Raw genomic sequence first — 18,866 nt, 5'->3', positions numbered from 1 at the left:
CGTTTTGCTACCGTAGAAAGCGGAGGTTCCTCCGCATCGCTTTCGAGTATGACATTCCAGGAGCACACCATGCCCACATCGCATCCCGGCGGCACCGGCACCCTCGGCACCCATCGCGTGGCCCGGATCGGGTACGGCGCCATGGGACTCGCCCGCGCAGTACCCGATGACGACGCCACCGCGGTACTGCGCCGCGCCGTCGAACTCGGCGTCAACCACATCGATACCGCCTCCTTCTACGACGACGGCGTGGTGAACCGCCGCATCCGCGACGCGCTGTCGCCCTACCCCGACGAACTGGTACTCGTCAGCAAGGTGGGAGCCCGGCCCGCCAGTGGGCCCCTCCCGCTGGCGCTGGCACAGAAACCCGCCGACCTGCGCGCCGCCGTCGAACTGGACCTGGCCGGACTCGGCGTCGAGCAGATCCCGGTGGTCAACCTGCGGCGCGCGGATATCGGGATCGGCCTGATCGCCGAGGGTGACCAGATCGTCGACCTGGACGACCAGTTGGCCGAGTTGATCACGCTGCGCGACGAAGGCAAGATCGGCGCACTCGGGATCAGCAATGTCGATGTGGACACCCTGCGCCGGGCGCTGCCCGCCGGCATCGTCTGTGTACAGAACGCCTACAACCTGCTCAACCGGGTGCACGAGGACGAACTCGCGCTGTGCGCCGAGTACGGAATCGCCTGGGTGCCGTTCTTCCCGCTCGGCTCATCGTTTCCCCGCTTCCCGAAGGTCGCCGAAAACGCTGTGGTACAACGGATCGCCGCCGAGATCGGGGCCACCGGCGCGCAGGTGGGGCTGGCCTGGCTGCTGGCGCATGCACCCAATGTCCTGCTGATCGCCGGGACGACCTCGGTACACCACCTGCAGCAGAACCTGGCCGCCGGCGAGATCCGTTTCAGTGCAGCACAACTGGCCGCATTGGAGGCGGTGACGACCGAGCTACCCGATGGTGATGGCGTCGAGGCGTTCCTTGATGAAGTCCGATGACGTCACCGGCTCCAGACCGGACACCTTGCCGACCGGTGGCGGCAGCGGTGTGACCAGCGCGTCGTGGTTGGCTTCGTAGAAGTAGATCAACGACACCAGGTCCTCTTCGGGCGCATGCGGCTGCGGTGGCAGCACCCGGTGCCGGCCGGACGGCCAGCGCCGCCCACTCCAATACTCCAGCAGGTCACCGATGTTCACCGTGAGTGCGCCGGGTTCCCACGGCGCGTCCTCCCAGCCCTCCGCTTCGGAGTACACCTGCAGCCCGCCAGCCCCAGGTTCGCGATCGAGCACCGTGACGGTGCCGAAATCCGTGTGCGGGCCGATGCGGAACTGGCCCGGCTCGGGCTCGCCCACCACACTGACCGGCGGGTAGTGATTGATGTTCATCGTCCAGGTGGGCTTATCAGCCAGGGCGACAAAGGGATTCACCGAAAGCCCGAGCGCGTGGGCGAACAGGGCCAGCAGGTCGTCGGACACCTTGCGCATCTGCTCGGTGTACTCGGTCACCAGGGTCTGCAGGGCGGGCACCTCGGCCGGCCACACATTGGGCGCGAACCAGATCCGGTCCACCTCCGGATCCCCGGTCGCGGTCTCGGCACCCAGGCTGTAGCTCTCCTTGAGGTCCGGCGGCGTTTCGGTGCCCTCGGAGTACCCGTTGGCCTCCGCCCCCGGACCGATCCAGCCGTGCCCGCCGACCGGCACCGAATAACGCGCCTTGACCTCGGTGGGCAGTGCGAAGAACTCCCGGCTGGCCGCACGTACCCGCGCCGCCAGGTCGGTGTCCACGCCGTGGCCGGTGACCACGATGAAACCGGCGCGCTGCAGGCCCTCGTCCACCTCGGCCGCCAGCGCATCAGCCTGCGCACCTCCGGCGTACCAACGCGAAATATCCACCGTCGCAATGGCACTCATTCGCCGATATCCTCCGCCCACAATTCCGGCTTCGCGGCGATGAACTCTTCCATCATCGTCACGCAGCGCTCGTCGTCCAGCAGCGTCACCGCCACCCCGTGCTCGGCCAGCCAGTCATGGCCGCCGTGGAAGGTGCGGGACTCACCGATCACCACCGCACCTATGTTGAACTGCCGCACCAGCCCGCTGCAATACCAGCACGGGGACAGCGTGGTGACCATCACCGTGGATCGGTAGCCGCGCTGACGGCCCGCCGCGCGGAAGGCGTCGGTCTCGGCGTGCACCGACGGATCGTCATTCTGCACGCGGCGGTTGTGACCGGCCCCGAGCAGCTGCCCGTCGGCACCGAACAGGGCGGCGCCGATCGGGATTCCGCCCTCGGCCAGTCCTTTCCGGGCCTCCTCGACGGCGATGTCGAGCATCTGCTCCGGTGTCATACCAGGGCACGCTCCGCGGCGATCTTGCTGCGACACAGCACCAGATAACTCCCCGCGGCAATCAGGAAGCCGACGAAGAAGGTGATGTCACCGAGTTGCGGCATCGCTTCGGCGATGACGCCGACGAACTTCGCCTGATTGGAGAACAACACCACCGACACCACCAGACCGACCAGGAAGGACAACAGCCCCGGCCAGTTCGCATAGGACCGGTCGTACAGGAATCCGGCGACCGACTGACCGCGGCGCAGGTACTGATCAGCGAACACCACCCCCAGCCACGGCCCGATCCAGTACGCGATGATCAGCAGGAACGCCTCGTAGCTGGCCGCGGCGTCGGCCAAGGCCCACCAGGCGATGAGGAAGCCGGCCACCCCGAAGAACACCGTGACCAGGGCACGCGCCACATGGTGCGGCAGCTTGATCCCGATGGTGACGAAAGCCATGGCGCCCGAGTACACGTTGATCGCGTTGGCGGCCACCGCGCCGATGGCGATCGCCAGCAGGGTCAGCTTGGCCAACCAGGAGCTCAGCTCCGAGGTGAAGGCCTCGGTCGGGTTCTCCGACAGCGCGGGTCCGATGGTGACCGAGGCCGCGCCGACGACCTCCAGCACCACGCAGGACACGAAAAGACCCGCGGCGGCGAACCATCCCGTGCGTGCGGTGTTCACGCTCGACGGCAGGTAGCGGGTGTAGTCGGCGGCGTACGGCGTCCAGCCGGCGGCATAGCCGAAGGCCGTGCCGACGGTGAGCAGGAAACCGCCCAACCCGCCCACGCCACCCTCCACTGCCGCTGCCCCCGGGTGCGACTTGGCCAGGATCGCCACCGACGTGACCACGAAGATCACCGCGAGCACCGGGAATGCCCACCGCTCGAAGGCCTGCACCAGGTTGTGCCCGAAGAACGCCAGCGCGGTCTGCAGCACCACGATGATCACCAGGGCGAGCACCGGCCCGATATGGAACAGCGTCGACAGGGCGAACGCCCCGCTGACGCTGTTGGTGGCGAACCAGCCGACCCCGGCGGTGACCGACATCAACACCGCGGGCACCACATTGCCCTTGAACCCGAACGGCAACCGGCCCAGCACCATCTGCGGCACACCGTGCAGCGGGCCCCGCGCGGACAGGAAGTAGTGCGCGACAGCGCCGAGCCCGGTGCCGAGCACGATCCCGGCGACGGCCTGCCAGAACGTCATGCCGTAGTAGGCGACCGCGAGGACGCCGACGAAGATGGTGGCGAACTCCAGGTTGGGCGAGGTCCACGTCCAGAACAGTTGGCTGGGTTTACCGTGCCGGTCCGCTTCTGCGATGAACTCGTTCCCGCCGGGTTCGACGGCTGCGATCTTGTCTCGGTAGGACCCGTCGGTGGTGGGTTCGGCCGCTGTCATGACAGGTACTTTCTCATCTCGCACCGCGGCGCGCAGTGCGGATCGGCTGGTTACCTGCCAGGGGCGCCGGTGGAATCCTCGATGAACATCGAGGATCGCGACCGAATCCGCACGTCAGCTCCTAGTCGAACTCGGGTGACTCCGTCCGGGTCCGCTTGACCTCCCAGAAGTGCGGGTAGGCGGCGAAGATCACCGAGGCGTCCCACAGCTTGCCGGCCTCTTCGCCGCGCGGGATACGGGAGAGCACCGGGCCGAAGAACGCGGTGTTGTTGACGTGGATGGTCGGCGTGCCGACATCGGGACCGACCGGGTCCATACCCTCGTGGTGGCTCTTGCGCAGCGCCTCGTCGAACTTGTCGCTGGTGGCGGCCTCGGCCAGCTCGGCCGGCAGGCCCAGCTCTTCCAGCGAGTCGCGGATCACGACCGCGAAGTCCTTGTTGCCCTCATTGTGGATCCGGGTGCCCATGGCGGTGTAGAGCGGGGCGAGGATCTCCGGGCCCTTGGCCTGCTCGGCTGCCACCGCGACGCGTACCGGCGCCCACGCCTTCTTCATCATCTCGACGTACTCCTCGGGCAGGTCGCGACCCTCGTTGAGCACCGCCAGGCTCATGACGTGGAATTTGACCTCGATATCCCGGACCTTCTCGACTTCGAGGATCCAACGGGAGGTGATCCACGCCCACGGGCACAGCGGGTCGAACCAGAAGTCTGCAACGTCTTTTTTCGCCATTGGGGTCGGTCCTCTCGACGTGGGCACAGCTGTCCACCCAACACAACTTCGGGTGTCTGGTCGATGTTCCCGTCCCCACCGATTCCAATCCCCGGGTGCCGACGGATCCGACTAGGTTGGACGCGTGGCACTCCCCAATCTGACACGCGACCAGGCCGCCGAGCGCGCCGCCCTGGTGACCGTTGACAACTACCGCATCGATCTCGACCTGACCTCCGGAGGGCAGGAGCGCAGCGACCCGGGAAGTAACGGAAGCGAGAAGACCTTCCACTCCGTCACCACCGTGACGTTCGACGCACTGCCCGGAGCCGAGACCTCCATCGACATCGCCGCCGCCGCGGTGCGCAGCGCGACCCTCAACGGTGCCTCGCTCGACGTGTCCGGCTATGACGAGTCCACCGGCATCGCGCTCACCGGTCTGCAGGCCCACAACGTCCTGGTCGTGGACGCGGACTGCCGGTACTCCAACACCGGGGAGGGATTGCACCGCTTCGTCGACCCGGTCGACAACGAGGTGTACCTGTACTCGCAGTTCGAAACCGCCGATGCCAAGCGCATGTTCGCCTGCTTCGACCAGCCCGATCTCAAGGCCACCTTCGACGTCACCGTCAAGGCGCCGGCGCACTGGCAGGTGATCTCCAACGGCGCGACGGTGTCGGTACAAGACGGTGTGCACACCTTCGCGACTACGCCGAAGATGAGCACCTACCTGGCCGCGCTGATCGCCGGCCCGTACGCGCGCTGGGACGACGTCTACACCGACGAGCACGGCGAGATCCCGCTGGGGATCTTCTGCCGCGCCTCGCTCGGCGAGTTCATGGATGCCGAACGGTTGTTCACCGAGACCAAGCAGGGCTTCGGCTTCTACCACCGCAACTTCGGCATCCCCTACGCGTTCGGCAAGTACGACCAGTTGTTCGTACCGGAGTTCAACGCGGGCGCCATGGAGAACGCGGGTGCGGTGACCTTCCTGGAGGACTACGTCTTCCGGTCCAAGGTGACCCGCTACAGCTACGAGCGCCGCGCCGAGACCGTGCTGCACGAGATGGCGCACATGTGGTTCGGCGACCTGGTCACCATGGCTTGGTGGGATGACCTGTGGCTCAACGAGTCCTTCGCGACGTTCGCCTCGGTGCTGTGCCAGGCCGAGGCCACCGAATACGACCAAGCCTGGACGACCTTCGCCAACGTGGAGAAGTCGTGGGCCTACCGCCAGGACCAGCTGCCGTCGACCCATCCCGTGGCCGCCGACATCCCGGACCTGCACGCGGTCGAGGTGAACTTCGACGGCATCACCTACGCCAAGGGCGCCAGCGTGCTCAAGCAGCTCGTCGCCTACGTCGGCCTGGAAGCGTTCCTCGCCGGGTTGCGCGACTACTTCCGCGACCACGCCTTCGGCAATGCCACCTTCGGGGATCTGCTTGGCGCACTGGAGAAGTCCTCGGGCCGCGATCTGTCACAGTGGGGCCGGCAGTGGCTCAAGACCACCGGCCTGAACACGCTGCGCCCCGATTTCGACGTCGACGGTGACGGCAACTTCACCCGATTCGCGATCAGCCAGTCCGGCGCCGCGCCGGGCGCCGGCGAGACCCGCGTGCACCGGCTGGCCGTCGGCATCTACGACGACGATGCCAGCGGCAAGCTGGTGCGGGTCAACCGGATCGAACTGGATGTCGAAGGCCCCACCACCGAGGTACCCGAACTGGTCGGCGCCGCGCGCGGCAAGTTCATCCTCGTCAACGACGAGGACCTGACCTACTGCGCGGTGCGGTTGGACCCGGAGTCGCTGCAGACGGCGCTGTCCCGGATCGCCGATTTCGCCGATCCGCTCCCCCGCACGCTGGCCTGGTCGGCGGCGTGGGAGATGACCCGTGAGGCCGAGCTGAAGGCCCGCGACTTCGTCGCCCTGGTGATCAGCGGCATCCACGCGGAGACCGAAGTGGGTGTGGCACAACGGCTTCTGCTGCAGGCGCAGACGGCGCTGAACGCCTACGCCGACCCGGTGTGGGCCAACGAGAACGGCTGGCCGGCCTTCGGCGACGCGCTGCTGGACCGGGCCCGCGAGTCCGCGCCGGGTTCGGATCACCAACTGGCCTTCGTCAACGCCCTGTGCACCTCGGTGCTGTCGCCCAACCACATCGCCGTGCTGTCCACGCTGCTGGACAACGAACCGGCGGCGGTGAACCTGGCCGGGCTGGTGATCGACACCGACCTGCGCTGGCGCATCGTCACCGCGCTGGCCGGCGCCGGGGCCATCGATGCCGACGGCCCGGAGACCCCGTTCATCGACGCCGAAGCGGCCAACGACCCGACCGCGGCAGGTAAGCGCAACGCGGCCGCGGCGGCCGCGGCCCGGCCCCAGAAGGCGGTCAAAGAGGCCGCCTGGCAGCAGGTCATCGAAGACGACACGCTGGCCAACATCACCACCCGGGCCATCGTCGGCGGGATCGTCCAGCCGGGTCAGACCGCACTGCTGACCCCGTTCCGCGATCTCTACTTCACCGCCATCGCCGGTGTGTGGGAGCGGCGCTCCAGCGAGGTGGCCCAGACCGTGGTGATCGGCCTGTACCCGTCCTGGGATGTCAGCCAGGGCGGCTTGGACGCGGCCGACGCGTTCCTGGCCGACCCCGACCTGCCGCCGGCCCTGCGCCGCCTGGTGCTGGAGGGCCGGGCCGGCGTCGAACGGGCGCTGCGGGCCCGGACGTTTGATGTGAGCTGACCTTCCGCAGGCGAGCGTGCGTGTCTGCCCACCGACACGCCGTGCCGGCTGTGCGGCTGCGCACGCTCGCGCTGGGAAGATCTGGCCATGGCGGCCCCCAACAGTCGGAGAGCCCGCGCGGCGCGCAGGCGCACCCGCCGGGTGAAAGCGGTCGTCAACGACCTCACCGAGGAGCAGTGGGCCGCGCTGAAGGCGGCCTGGAACGGCTGCGCCTACTGCGGCGTGTCGGGTAAACCCCTGCAGCGGGACTGCGTCATGGCGATCTCGCGCGGCGGCAGATACACCGTCGAGAACGTGGTGCCCGCCTGTGCGGCCTGCAACGCCAGCAAGTGCAATGACGAGGTCACCAGCTGGATGCGGCGCAAGCGGCTCGACGAACGCACCTTCCTGGAGCGCTACGTGGCGATCAAGAACAGCACCACCCCGAACGCACACCGTCCCGACACCGAACCTGGGTAGGCCGGTACCGGGACGGTATGGACGTGGTCAGGCCGGCGACACCGCGGCCGACATCACGCGCACGGCGCTCACCAGTGCGTCGATCAGATTGCCCTGCCTGAGTGAGCCGATGGCGGCCGACACCCCGAGCGGTGCGGCGGTCTCGGCCCCACGGCCCTTCAGGTCGGCGCCGTAGACCACCTCGATGGCGTGCTGATCCGGCGACACCGCGATCAGCATGGCGTTGTCCGGTGTGGGCACCTTGCCGAGGATCTCCCGCGCGGTGGCGGCGGTGTCCTCACCCAGCGGGCCGATGTACACCGCGAAGCGGGCCTTGGCCGCGCGCGAGCCGTACTTCAGCGCGTCATCGAGGACGACGAGGTCCTTGGTGGGGAACGGGTAGTGCACCGACAGCTCGCCCGGCTCGGTGACACCCGAGATCCGGCCGCTGTAGGTCAGCGCGTAGCCGTAGGGAAGGTCGACGTCGGTCTTGGCCGGCACGTCCGTCGTCGCCAGCTCACCACTTGCCACTTGCGGAACCTCCCACGCTCACATGCGAACCGTGGCCACCATGGCCGTGGTCGGCGGGCTCGTCCGACGCCCACAGGATGGGGTCGGCCGTCCACTTGTCGGACAGTTTGTAGGTCGCCGGGTGCGGGCCCTTACGGGACAGAGTCACAACGGCCAGCAGCAGGAACACCACCAGCGGGACCCCACCGAGCAGGGAATGGGTCAGTGCAATGCTCACGACGCAAACCGTAGCGCAGCGTGTTTCACGCCGCGCCCTCACCCAGATATCTGACCCATGCCGGGTCCAGTTCCTTCACCGTGGACAGCAGCCGCCAGTGCTGTCCCTTGGGCGGCATCGGGGCCGACCGCAGCGTCCAGCCCAGCTCACTGAGCAGGTGGTCGGCCTTGCGGTGGTTGCACGACGAGCAGGCCGCGACGCAGTTCTCCCAGGAATGCTCACCGCCGCGACTGCGTGGGATGACGTGGTCGACGGTGTCGGCCTTCTGCCCGCAGTAGGCACACCGGAACCGGTCGCGGTGCATCAGCGCCGCCCGGGTCATCGGGATACGCGCCCGGTAGGGCACCCGCACGAAGGAACGCAGCCGGATCACCGAGGGCACCACGATGGTGCGGGTCGCGGAGTGGATGACCGGCCCGGACGGGTCGTCGTGGACGACGTCGGCCTTACCGCACATCAGCATGATGACGGCGCGCCGCATCGGCAGCGCGGTCAGTGGCTCGTAGGTGGAATTCAGCAGCAACACCCTGCGCCGACCCCAGACGGAGGCCGAATGGGCGGCCGGTGCGGCCTCGGCGAACTGCGGTGGGGCGAACTGCGGTGAATGGGCAGCGACAGGAGCGACCGCGGCCGTAGGGTACCGGTAGCCCGCTCGTCGAGCAGGGCTTTTCTTGCGCTGCGACATTCGTCCTCCGCTGCACAGTCCACCATGGATCTGCGGCGATCGCACGGCAATTCAGCGGGTGTTCGCTGGTCAGTCCGATGAACTTCAAGTGACAAAACTATTAGGTGAACTAAGCGCACCGGCTGATGCCCTGCCCCGGCGCGCGGCGGCCGATCCTGGACAATGGACGACGTGACCCCACCGGAGCGCTCGTTCTACGACGAAGTCGGCGGCCACGCCACGTTCGCCGCGATCGTGTCGAAGTTCTACGAGCTGGTACGCGAGGACGAGATCCTGCTGCCGCTGTACCCCGAGGACGATATCGACGGGGCCGAGGAACGGCTGCGGATGTTCCTGGAGCAGTACTGGGGCGGGCCGCGTACCTACTCCGATCAGCGGGGCCATCCGCGGCTGCGAATGCGCCATGCGCCGTTCCGGATCGGGTTCCTGGAGCGCGACGCCTGGCTGCGCTGCATGCATACCGCGGTCGCCACGATCGACTCGACGACGCTGGACGATGCGCACCGCCAGATGCTGCTGAACTACCTGAACATGGCCGCCGAGTCGATGGTCAACTCGGCGTTCTGATGAGCTGGTGGTCGCATGCGGTGTTCTATCAGCTCTACCCGCGCTCGTTCCGGGACAGCAACGGTGACGGTGTCGGAGATCTGGACGGCATCACCGAACGGCTCGACTACCTGTCCGCCCTCGGGGTCAACGCCCTGTGGCTCAATCCGGTCATGGTGTCCCCGATGGCCGACCACGGCTACGACGTCGCCGACCCGCGCGATATCGACCCGCTGTTCGGCGACCTGACCGCGCTGGACCGGCTGCTGGCCGCGGCGCATGCCCGCGACATCCGGGTGACCATGGACCTGGTGCCCAATCACGTCAGTTCGGCGCACCCGTGGTTCCTCGAGGCGCTGGCCGATCCGTCCCGGCGGGATCGGTTCATCTTCCGGGACGGCGTCGGGGACGCGCCGCCGAACAACTGGGTGTCGGTGTTCGGCGGGCCGGCCTGGACTCGGGTACCCGACGGCCAGTGGTACCTGCACCTGTTCGACAGTGCCCAGCCCGACCTGAACTGGGAACACCCCGAGGTGTTCTCCGATGTCGAGAAGACGCTGCGGTTCTGGCTGGACCGCGGGGTCGACGGGTTCCGCATCGATGTCGCGCACGGGATGGCGAAACCGCCCGGGCTGCCGGACATGTCGCTGGCCGACAACGAGCTGCTGCGCAATGCCGAAGACGACCCGCGCTTCGACAACGAGAGCGTGCACGAGATCCACCGCTTCATCCGGCAGGTGCTCGACGACTATCCCGAATCGGTGGCGGTCGGCGAGGTGTGGGTGCACGGCAACGAGCGGTTCGCCAAGTACCTGCGACCCGACGAACTGCACCTGGGCTTCAATTTCCGGTTGGTGCAGGCCGATTTCGACATCGCCGACGTGCGGGCGGCCATCGACAACTCGTTGGCCGCGGCCGAGCTGGCCGCGGCGGTACCGACGTGGACGCTGTCCAATCACGACGTGGAACGCGAGGTCACCCGCTACGGCGGCGGTGCGCAGGGGTTGGCCCGGGCCCGGGCCATGGCGCTGGTGATGCTGGCGCTGCCCGGCGTCGCGTTCGTCTACAACGGTGAGGAACTGGGTCTGCCGCAGGTCGAGCTGCCCGACGAGGTGCTCCAAGATCCGGTGTGGGAGCGCTCGGGGCGCACCGAACGCGGACGCGACGGCTGCCGGGTACCGCTGCCCTGGTCCGGGCACACGCCCCCGTTCGGCTTCTCCACTAACCCGCACACCTGGCTGCCGTTGCCCGCCGACTGGGCGGACTCGACGGTGCAGCACCAGCTCGCCGACCCCGGGTCGACCCTGACCCTGTTCCGGCAGGCCATCCAATTACGTTCCGCGCGTCCCGAATTCGCCGGCGGTGTGGCGTGGCTCGGTGACGGGGTGTTCCGGCGCGAGGGTGGGCTGGTCTGTGTGCTCAACACCGGCGATACGGCGATGGCACTGCCGCCCGGTGCGGTGTTGCTGACCAGCGGTCCGTTGACCGACGGACTGTTACCGCCCGATTCCGCGGCCTGGCTGGTTTAGCGCAAGACCATGGCGGGGTCGCCGATACGCCGGTACACGGTGCCGAATCGGGCGTCGACCCGCAGCCACGCCGGGTGCACCCGCACCCGCACGATCTCCTCGGCACCGACCTCGCTACCGCTCGGCGGCAGGAAACCCATGGCGGTCAGGGCGAACACGCAGCGCATCGGGATGCCCACCTCGGTGCTGCCGGAGCTCACCGCCAGCACCTCCTGATCCAGCAGGGAAGCCGGCGGGCCGTGCGCGCTGCTGTGTTCCTTGGCCAGGGCCGCGCCTCGTTCGGCCAGGTCGAGTACCGCCCGTGCGGGCACGTCGTCGAGGTGAACGAACCCACTTTCCGGGGGCAGCACACCGCGCCAGGCCGAATCCATCGCGAAGCCGGGCTCGACGAACCCGGACGCCGCCATCGCGGACAGCGCGCCGACCAGACCGTCGGCGCCCACGCAGAGATCTGTGGGGCGCACCGTTCCGCCGACCACCCGGCTGGCCAGCACATCGAAACCGGTACCGACCCAGGCGACGATGTTGCCGTCGGGCCGTTGCCGCAGTCGGACCACGGCAGCGTCGTCGAGGCGCAGCGTGCGTTCGGCGAACGTGCTCAGGTCATCGCGACTGGCCACATCGTCGAGCCAGATGCCCCGCTCGGCAGCGGTCACGCCGATGGCCGGAGGTAGCGCTCGAGGTACTCGCGATGGTGCGGCGCCAGGCGCACCAACTTCTGCTCTTCGATGTTGAAGGCCGCCAACTGCGTTTCCCCGATGACGGCCGGCTTGGAATCGGGATCGGCGTGCACCGAGCGCACCTCGTAGCCGAGGGTGAAGTCCACCGCGCGCAGGCGGTTCACCCAGATGGTCACCTGCAGCGGCGAATCTGTCAGGCGCACTTGACCTTTGTAGGACACCTTGACCTCGGCTATCAGCAAGCCGGTGGTATCGATGTCGCCGGCGAACGGCTCGTGCAGGAACGGAACCCGGGCCTCCTCCAGGATCGTCACCATGGTCGCGTGGTTGACGTGCTGGTACATGTCGATATCCGACCAGCGCACCGGCACCGGCGTGACGAACCCGTTAGGCACTTGTTCCCGTTCCACTCGTTCGTGTCATGCTGCGAATCTGACGGGCCGCCACCGACAGCGTGGCCAGGTCCCGTTCGCCTTCTGCGTAGATCTCGTCGAGGGTGCGGCGGGCCCGGGCCATCCGGGAGGTGTTGGTGATCTCCCATTCCTCGATCTTCTGCTCACCGTTCTCGTCCGGTTCGCCGACGGCCATCACGTCGAAACAGAGGGAGCGCAACGATCCGTAGATATCGTCGCGAATAGCCAAGCGCGCCAACGAATGCCAGCGATCATCGCGGGCCAGCCGGGAGATCGCGGTCAGCAGCCCGTCCGCGCCCAGGTGATCCATCAGCGCGAAATAGGTGTCGGCCACCTCGGCGGCATCACGTTCCAGGATGTCGCTGATGTCGATGATGTCGAGCAGGCTGTACTGGTACAGACCGGTGGCCACCATATAGGCCAGCTCCTCCGACACCCCCTGCGCCATGAATTCGCCGGCGTCCTTCTCCACGATCGCCTTGTCGTCACCGCGCAGCCATTCCGACATCCGCGGGGTGAGGGCGGCCACCTTCTCGGCGAACCGGTTGATCTCGGCGCCCACGGCCAGCGGCTGCGGCCGGTTGTTGAGCAGCCAGCGGCCGGCCCGATCGATGAGCCGGCGCAGGTCCAGCGTCATCCGGTCGGTCGCCGCGACCGGCACCCCGGCCTGCCCGGCCTCGCGGATCGCGTGCCACACCTCGCCGACCTTGAAGATCGCATCGGTGGCGACGTAGCTGCGCACCGCGTCGACCGCGCCGACCCCGACGTCCTCGCTGATCCGGTAGGGGTAGGTGATGCCGCTGGTGTCGACGAGGTCGTTGACCAGCATGGTGGTGACGATCTCGCGGCGCAGCTGATGATTGCGGATGTCACTGCCGAACCGGTCCCGCAGTTCGGACGGGAAGTACGACGGCAGCCGGGCGGCGAACACTTCCTGGTCGGGGACGTCGCTGGCCAGCAGCTGGTCTTTGAGCGCCAGCTTCACGTGCGCCATCAAGGTGGCCAATTCCGGTGAGGTCAAACCCAATCCGAGGTCCGCGCGACGGTGGATCTCCTTCTCCGACGGCAGCGCCTCCAGCTCCCGGTTGAGGTCGTGCTCGTCGACCAGCTCCTTGATCTGGCGGGCATGCACCGACAGCAGGCTGGGCGCATTGGCCCGGCTGGTGCCCATCAGGTCGTTCTGATCCTTGTTGTCGGCCAGCACCAGCTCGCCGACCTCGTCGGTCATCGACATCAACAACTCGGTGCGCTCGCCGGCGCTCACCTTGCCCGTGGTGACCAACGAGTCGACCAGGATCTTGATGTTCACCTCGTGGTCGGAGCAGTCGACCCCGGCCGAGTTGTCCATGGCGTCGGTGTTGACATGCCCACCCGCGAGGGCGAACTCGATCCGGCCGCGCTGGGTCACGCCCAGGTTGCCACCCTCACCGATCACCTTGACCCGCAACTGATTTCCGTTCACGCGGACGGGGTCGTTGGCACGATCGCCGACCGCTGCGTCGGATTCGGTCTCGGCCTTGATGTAGGTACCGATACCGCCGTTCCAGAACAGGTCGACGGGTGCCAGCAGGACCGCCTTCATCAGGGCCGGCGGGGTCATCTCGGTGACATCGTCGGCCAGGCCGAGCGCGGTACGCACCTGGGGGCTGATCGGGATGGACTTCTGTTCCCGGCTGTAGATACCGCCGCCCTCGCTGATCAGCGATCGGTCGTAGTCGTCCCAGCTGGACCGTGGCAGTGCGAACATCCGCTCCCGTTCCACCCACGAGGTGGCCGCGTCCGGGTCGGGGTCCAGGAAGATGTGCCGGTGGTCGAACGCCGCCACCAGCCGAATGTGCTTGGACAGCAACATCCCGTTGCCGAACACGTCACCGCTCATATCGCCGACACCGACCACCGTGAAATCCTGGGTCTGGGTGTCGACGCCCATTTCGCGGAAGTGCCGCTTCACCGATTCCCAGGCGCCCTTGGCGGTGATGCCCATCGCCTTGTGGTCATAACCCACCGAGCCACCGGAGGCGAACGCGTCGCCGAGCCAGAAGCCGTACGACTGCGCGACATCGTTGGCGATATCGGAGAACGTGGCGGTGCCTTTGTCGGCCGCGACCACCAGGTAGGCGTCATCACCGTCGCGGCGCACCACCCCCGGCGGGGTGATCACGTCTCCGCTGCCCTTCTCGACATTGTCGGTGAGATCGAGCAGCCCCGAGATGAACAGCCGGTAGCAGGCCACCCCCTCGGCGCGCTGGGCGTCGCGGTCGGTCGCGGCGTCGCCGGTGGGCAGCGGAGGTTGCTTGACGACGAACCCACCCTTGGCGCCGACGGGCACGATGACGGCGTTCTTCACCGCCTGCGCCTTGACCAGGCCCAGGATCTCGGTGCGGAAGTCCTCGCGGCGATCCGACCATCGCAGGCCACCGCGGGCCACGAAACCGAAGCGCAGGTGCACGCCTTCCACTCGTGGCGAGTAGACGAAGATCTCGAATCGCGGCCGGGGCAACGGCAGCTCGCTGATCAGACCGGGGTTGAGCTTGAACGACACCACGTTCTGGGCGCGCGCGGAATCCGGGCTGGTGACGAAGTAGTTGGTGCGCAGGGTGGCCTGCACCAGGCCGGCGAAGGCCCGCAGCACCCGGTCGGTATCCAGGCTCACCAGGGCATCGATATCGGCGGCGACCGCTGCGGCGGCGGCTTGGGCGTCGCGCGGCGGTTCGGTCGCGGTCGGGTCGAAGAGCGCCTCGAACAGATCCACCAGGGACCGCGCCGTGCCCGCGTTGTCGTTGAGCACCGTCTCGATATGGGACTGGCTGTACGGGAATCCGGCCTGGCGCAGGTATTTCGCGTAACCACGCAGGATGGTGACCTGCTGCCAGGTCAGCCCCGCACGCAGCACCAGTTCGTTGAACCGGTCGATCTCGGCCCGGCCCTGCCAGATCGCGGTGACCGCCTCGGCGAACAGGGTGGCCGTGGTATCGGGATCCCCGTCTGCCGGAATGGACTGGTGCGGAGACACTTTGAACTGGTAGATCCACACCGGCAGGCCGTCGGCGCGGATCACCGTGAACGGCCGCTCCTCCAGCACCACCACACCCATGCATTGCAGCATGGGCAGCAGCTCCGACAGCGAGGCCGAGCGGCCGCCCAGATACCAGGTGAGCTTGGCCACCCGGTCGTCGCCGGTGCCCTCGGCGAACACCAACTTGACCGTGTTGTCCTGCAGCTCTTCGATGATCGCGATATCACCGATGGCTTCGGCCGGGGTGAACGCCTGCTTGTAGACCTCGGGGAACGCCGCTGCGTAATGCTCGGCCAGGGTTTGGCCGATGGCGCCGGACTTGACCGACCCGATCAGCCGGTCGGCCCAGGTGCGGGAGGCCTCGGTGAGCAGCTGCTGGATCCGGTTCCCGTTCTCCGGCGAGGTGTCGATATCCGCGCGGCGCACTCCTTCGGGCATCTTGATGGTGAAATGCACGACAGCCCAGGGTGATTCACTGACCCGGGCGGCGTACTCGATGCTGACGCCGCCGAGTTCGCGAACCAGGATGTCCTGGATGGCCAGCCGCACCGCGGTGGTGTAGCGGTCGCGGGGCAGGTACACCAGCGCCGAGACGAAGTGGCCGAGCTGATCGGCACGCAGGAACAGCAGGGCCCGTCGCAGCGAGCCGAGGTCGACCACCGCGCGTGCGGTGTCCAACAGCTGCCCACTGCTCAGCGCGAACAACTCGGAGCGCGGGATGGTCTGGATGATGTCGAGCATCAGTTGGCTGGGGTGGCTGGGATCGCCGTGGGTCCGCGCCAGCACCTCGTCGACGCGACGGGCGATCAGCGGGATCTCCAGCACGTTGGCGTTCATCGCCGCCACCGTGAACACCCCGACGAAGCGGTGCTCGACGCCCTGAGTGGATGCCGGTCCACCCGGGTTCTCCCGGATCACCACCATGTACGGGTAGGCGCCGTATCGCAGGAAGCTGGGCATGGTCGCCTGGGCCAGTACCAGCAGATCGCCGGGGGTGGTCAGTTCCGGGAAGACATCGGTGCGCGACCGCAGCACACCCAGCCGGCTGGCCGGGTCCAGCGTGGCCGTGCCGCCGGCCACCGCGCAGCGCTGATAGCCCAGCAGCACGAAATGCCCGTCGGCCAGCCAGCGCAGCAGCGACGCGACGTCGCGGCGGTCGGGCCCGGCGAAATGGCCGGCGTGGTCGGCGTCCAGCGCATTCGCCAGCCCGACCAGCGTGGCGTTGAGCGCCGACGAGTCGGTGGCGACCTGCCGGGCGTCGGCGAGCACATGGGGCAGCAGGGTGGCGGCCTCGTCGACCGCGGCCGGGTCGGCCGTCGGGGCGAGCCGCACGTGGATCCACGTCTCGTCGATCCCGCGGGCCGGGGCGTCGGGTCCCTCCGCCGGGGCGATATCGAGCAGTTCCCCGCCCGGCCCGCGCTGCACCCGCAGGATCGGGTTCATGATCGACACGTAGTTCACGCCCAGCCGGTGCAGCATGACGGTGACCGAATCCATCAGCATCGGGCTGTGATCGGTGACCACCTGCAGCGCCGGCCCGAAGCCGCCCGTGCTTTCCCCCGTCGCTTCGCTCGCTCCGGAGGCATCCGCCGGGTACACCGCGACCAGGGTCTGTCCGGGCGCCCGGACCTCACCCAGCCGGGTATGGGCGGCCAGGAGTTCCGGGGACATGACCTGGGCGGTGACGGCCCGGTCCACCGGCACGGTGACGGCGACGTCGGTGGAGGGGGCGTCGCCGTGCGGTCCGTGGTGGGTTGCCAGGTACGCCGTCGCGAGCCGCCCCACGGCGTCCTCGCTCAGGCGCAACTTCTGGGGGGCTGCTGGATTCACCGTCATGGTGAAGGCTCCTCACTTACACCTGCGCGCCGCCGTCGTCGGCTGCACGCACGAGCGAGACTAGTCGCCCCGCCTGGCGCCGTGTCCCTGCCCCGCCGGATCAGTCGCGGGTGAGCCTGCGGTGGGTGACCCGGTGCGGCCGGGCCGCGTCGGCGCCGAGACGCGCGATCTTGTTCTCCTCGTAGGCACCGAAGTTGCCCTCGAACCAGAACCACTTCGCCTCGTTGTCGTCGTCGCCCTCCCACGCCAGGATGTGCGTGCAGGTGCGGTCCAGGAACCAGCGATCGTGGGAGATCACCACCGCGCATCCCGGGAACTGCTCCAGGGCGTTCTCCAGCGAGCTCAGCGTCTCCACGTCGAGGTCGTTGGTCGGCTCGTCGAGCAGGATCAGGTTGCCGCCCTCTTTGAGGGTCAGCGCCAGGTTCAGACGGTTGCGCTCACCACCGGAGAGCACCCCCGCGGGCTTCTGCTGATCGGGGCCCTTGAACCCGAATGCGGACACATAGGCCCGCGACGGGATCTCGTTCTGGCCGACCTCGATGTAGTCCAGGCCGTCGGAGACCACTTCCCACACGTTCTTCTTCGGGTCGATGCCCCCGCGGTTCTGGTCGACGTAACTGAGCTTGACCGTCTCGCCGACCTTGACCTCACCGCTGTCGGGCTGCTCGAGGCCGACGATGGTCTTGAACAGGGTCGTCTTGCCGACGCCGTTGGGGCCGATCACGCCGACGATGCCGTTACGCGGCAAGGTGAAGGACAGGTCCTTGATGAGGACGCGGCCGTCGAAACCCTTGTCCAGATGGCTGACCTCGACCACGAGGTTGCCCAGCCGCGGCGGTGCCGGGATCTGGATCTCCTCGAAGTCGAGCTTGCGGGTCTTCTCCGCCTCGGCTGCCATCTCTTCGTAGCGTCCCAGCCGGGCCTTGCTCTTGGCTTGACGCGCCTTGGCACCCGAGCGCACCCAGGCGAGCTCTTCCTTCAGGCGCCGCTGCAGCTTCTGGTCCTTCTTGCCCTGGACCTCCAGGCGCTCGGCCTTCTTCTCCAGGTAGGTGGAGTAGTTGCCCTCGTACGGGTAGGCGCGGCCGCGGTCGAGCTCGAGGATCCACTCGGCGACGTTGTCCAGGAAGTACCGGTCGTGGGTGACGGCCAGGATCGCGCCCTTGTAGTCGGCGAGGTGCTGTTCCAGCCACAGCACGCTCTCGGCGTCGAGGTGGTTGGTGGGCTCGTCGAGCAGCAGCAGGTCCGGCTTGGACAGCAGCAGCTTGCACAGGGCGACGCGGCGCTTCTCGCCACCGGACAGGTGGGTGACCGGCTCGTCCGGCGGGGGGCAACGCAGCGCGTCCATGGCCTGCTCGAGCTGGGAGTCGATATCCCAGGCGTCGGCGGCGTCCAGCTCCTCCTGCAGCTGGCCCATCTCGTCCATGAGCTCATCGGTGTAGTCGGTGGCCATCAGTTCGGCGACCTCGTTGTACCGGTTGAGCTTGGCCTTGACGGCGACGCCCGCCTCGACGTTCTCCCGAACGGTCTTGGTCTCGTCGAGCTGCGGCTCCTGCATGAGGATGCCGACAGACGCGCCGGGAGCCAGGAAGGCGTCGCCGTTGTTGGGCTGGTCGATACCGGCCATGATCTTCAGGACACTCGACTTACCAGCCCCGTTGGGGCCGACGACGCCGATCTTCGCACCGGGAAGGAAGTTCAGGGTGACGTCGTCAAGGATGACCTTGTCGCCGTGCGCCTTGCGGACCTTCCGCATTGTGTAGATGAATTCGGCCATTGCCGTCGTCTTGCCT

At 67.7% G+C, this 18,866-nt stretch carries 16 protein-coding genes; 5 read left to right on the top strand and 11 right to left on the bottom strand.

Annotated elements, in window-relative coordinates:
- The first annotated feature begins 69 nt into the window (after positions 1-69).
- Positions 70-996 carry an aldo/keto reductase gene (locus FHU31_RS19695; RefSeq protein ID WP_167161696.1) on the top strand — a complete coding sequence of 309 codons (927 nt, stop codon included), beginning with the start codon at positions 70-72 and terminating at the stop codon, positions 994-996.
- On the opposite strand, the gene FHU31_RS19690 is transcribed toward FHU31_RS19695, so the two are convergent.
- The 4 genes from FHU31_RS19690 to FHU31_RS19675 form a co-directional block, all read right to left on the bottom strand.
- Positions 949-1,908 carry an isopenicillin N synthase family dioxygenase gene (locus FHU31_RS19690; RefSeq protein ID WP_167161694.1) on the bottom strand — a complete coding sequence of 320 codons (960 nt, stop codon included), beginning with the start codon at positions 1,906-1,908 and terminating at the stop codon, positions 949-951. The genes FHU31_RS19695 and FHU31_RS19690 overlap by 48 nt on opposite strands.
- Positions 1,905-2,345, bottom strand: a complete 441-nt coding sequence (locus FHU31_RS19685) for a nucleoside deaminase (protein ID WP_090353269.1) — start codon at positions 2,343-2,345, stop codon at positions 1,905-1,907. The genes FHU31_RS19690 and FHU31_RS19685 overlap by 4 nt, the downstream gene beginning before the upstream one ends.
- A complete protein-coding gene (locus tag FHU31_RS19680; protein WP_167161692.1) occupies positions 2,342-3,736 on the bottom strand; it encodes a purine-cytosine permease family protein in 1,395 nt (464 codons plus the stop codon). The genes FHU31_RS19685 and FHU31_RS19680 overlap by 4 nt, the downstream gene beginning before the upstream one ends.
- A 121-nt stretch (positions 3,737-3,857) precedes the next feature.
- Positions 3,858-4,466 carry a mycothiol-dependent nitroreductase Rv2466c family protein gene (locus FHU31_RS19675; protein ID WP_167161690.1) on the bottom strand — a complete coding sequence of 203 codons (609 nt, stop codon included), beginning with the start codon at positions 4,464-4,466 and terminating at the stop codon, positions 3,858-3,860.
- A gap of 124 nt (positions 4,467-4,590) precedes the next feature.
- Here FHU31_RS19675 and pepN point away from each other — a divergent pair, with 124 nt between their 5' ends.
- The gene (gene pepN / locus FHU31_RS19670) at positions 4,591-7,185 is read left to right on the top strand and encodes an aminopeptidase N (protein ID WP_167161688.1); all 2,595 of its coding nucleotides are present in this window, start codon (positions 4,591-4,593) and stop codon (positions 7,183-7,185) included.
- Between the two features lie 87 nt (positions 7,186-7,272).
- Positions 7,273-7,644, top strand: a complete 372-nt coding sequence (locus FHU31_RS19665) for an HNH endonuclease (RefSeq protein WP_167161686.1) — start codon at positions 7,273-7,275, stop codon at positions 7,642-7,644.
- 27 nt (positions 7,645-7,671) lie between these two features.
- Here the strand turns inward: FHU31_RS19665 and FHU31_RS19660 are convergent, their stop codons facing one another.
- The 3 genes from FHU31_RS19660 to FHU31_RS19650 are packed head-to-tail and all read right to left on the bottom strand — an operon-like array spanning position 7,672 to position 9,056.
- Positions 7,672-8,154, bottom strand: a complete 483-nt coding sequence (locus FHU31_RS19660) for a DUF5130 domain-containing protein (protein ID WP_167161684.1) — start codon at positions 8,152-8,154, stop codon at positions 7,672-7,674.
- The gene (ctaJ, locus tag FHU31_RS19655; protein WP_167161683.1) at positions 8,141-8,371 is read right to left on the bottom strand and encodes an aa3-type cytochrome oxidase subunit CtaJ; all 231 of its coding nucleotides are present in this window, start codon (positions 8,369-8,371) and stop codon (positions 8,141-8,143) included. Before ctaJ ends, FHU31_RS19660 begins: the two co-directional genes overlap by 14 nt.
- A gap of 25 nt (positions 8,372-8,396) precedes the next feature.
- Complete coding sequence (locus FHU31_RS19650) at positions 8,397-9,056, bottom strand: HNH endonuclease (protein WP_167161681.1); 660 nt, start codon at positions 9,054-9,056, stop codon at positions 8,397-8,399.
- Positions 9,057-9,218: 162 nt separating this feature from the next.
- Here FHU31_RS19650 and FHU31_RS19645 point away from each other — a divergent pair, with 162 nt between their 5' ends.
- Both FHU31_RS19645 and FHU31_RS19640 read left to right on the top strand, forming a co-directional pair.
- On the top strand, positions 9,219-9,623 hold the full coding sequence (locus FHU31_RS19645) for a globin (RefSeq protein ID WP_167161679.1): 405 nt from the start codon (positions 9,219-9,221) through the stop codon (positions 9,621-9,623).
- Positions 9,623-11,131, top strand: a complete 1,509-nt coding sequence (locus tag FHU31_RS19640; RefSeq protein WP_167161677.1) for a glycoside hydrolase family 13 protein — start codon at positions 9,623-9,625, stop codon at positions 11,129-11,131. Before FHU31_RS19645 ends, FHU31_RS19640 begins: the two co-directional genes overlap by 1 nt.
- Here FHU31_RS19640 and FHU31_RS19635 read toward each other — a convergent pair.
- From FHU31_RS19635 to ettA, 4 genes are all read right to left on the bottom strand, one after another.
- Entirely contained in the window at positions 11,128-11,787 is a 660-nt protein-coding gene (locus FHU31_RS19635) for a DUF8185 domain-containing protein (RefSeq protein ID WP_167161675.1), read from the bottom strand. The genes FHU31_RS19640 and FHU31_RS19635 overlap by 4 nt on opposite strands.
- Positions 11,784-12,206, bottom strand: coding sequence for an acyl-CoA thioesterase (locus FHU31_RS19630; protein ID WP_090353249.1), 423 nt, complete (start codon positions 12,204-12,206; stop codon positions 11,784-11,786). The genes FHU31_RS19635 and FHU31_RS19630 overlap by 4 nt, the downstream gene beginning before the upstream one ends.
- Positions 12,199-17,076, bottom strand: coding sequence for an NAD-glutamate dehydrogenase (locus FHU31_RS19625; protein ID WP_167161673.1), 4,878 nt, complete (start codon positions 17,074-17,076; stop codon positions 12,199-12,201). Before FHU31_RS19625 ends, FHU31_RS19630 begins: the two co-directional genes overlap by 8 nt.
- Positions 17,077-17,176: 100 nt before the next feature.
- A complete protein-coding gene (gene ettA, locus FHU31_RS19620) occupies positions 17,177-18,850 on the bottom strand; it encodes an energy-dependent translational throttle protein EttA (protein ID WP_167161671.1) in 1,674 nt (557 codons plus the stop codon).
- Positions 18,851-18,866 lie beyond the last annotated feature (16 nt).

Source organism: Mycolicibacterium fluoranthenivorans, assembly GCF_011758805.1.
GTDB classification, from domain to species: domain Bacteria; phylum Actinomycetota; class Actinomycetes; order Mycobacteriales; family Mycobacteriaceae; genus Mycobacterium; species Mycobacterium fluoranthenivorans.
This window is presented reverse-complemented; position numbering and strand designations above follow the sequence as displayed.

Coding starts and splice junctions, on each gene's coding strand:
- FHU31_RS19695 (WP_167161696.1), top strand. CDS start 70: ATGCCCACATCGCATCCCGGCGGCACCGGCACCCTCGGCACCCATCGC.
- FHU31_RS19690 (WP_167161694.1), bottom strand. CDS start 1,908: ATGAGTGCCATTGCGACGGTGGATATTTCGCGTTGGTACGCCGGAGGT.
- FHU31_RS19685 (WP_090353269.1), bottom strand. CDS start 2,345: ATGACACCGGAGCAGATGCTCGACATCGCCGTCGAGGAGGCCCGGAAA.
- FHU31_RS19680 (WP_167161692.1), bottom strand. CDS start 3,736: ATGACAGCGGCCGAACCCACCACCGACGGGTCCTACCGAGACAAGATC.
- FHU31_RS19675 (WP_167161690.1), bottom strand. CDS start 4,466: ATGGCGAAAAAAGACGTTGCAGACTTCTGGTTCGACCCGCTGTGCCCG.
- FHU31_RS19665 (WP_167161686.1), top strand. CDS start 7,273: ATGGCGGCCCCCAACAGTCGGAGAGCCCGCGCGGCGCGCAGGCGCACC.
- FHU31_RS19650 (WP_167161681.1), bottom strand. CDS start 9,056: ATGTCGCAGCGCAAGAAAAGCCCTGCTCGACGAGCGGGCTACCGGTAC.
- FHU31_RS19645 (WP_167161679.1), top strand. CDS start 9,219: ATGGACGACGTGACCCCACCGGAGCGCTCGTTCTACGACGAAGTCGGC.
- FHU31_RS19640 (WP_167161677.1), top strand. CDS start 9,623: ATGAGCTGGTGGTCGCATGCGGTGTTCTATCAGCTCTACCCGCGCTCG.
- FHU31_RS19625 (WP_167161673.1), bottom strand. CDS start 17,076: ATGACGGTGAATCCAGCAGCCCCCCAGAAGTTGCGCCTGAGCGAGGAC.
- ettA (WP_167161671.1), bottom strand. CDS start 18,850: ATGGCCGAATTCATCTACACAATGCGGAAGGTCCGCAAGGCGCACGGC.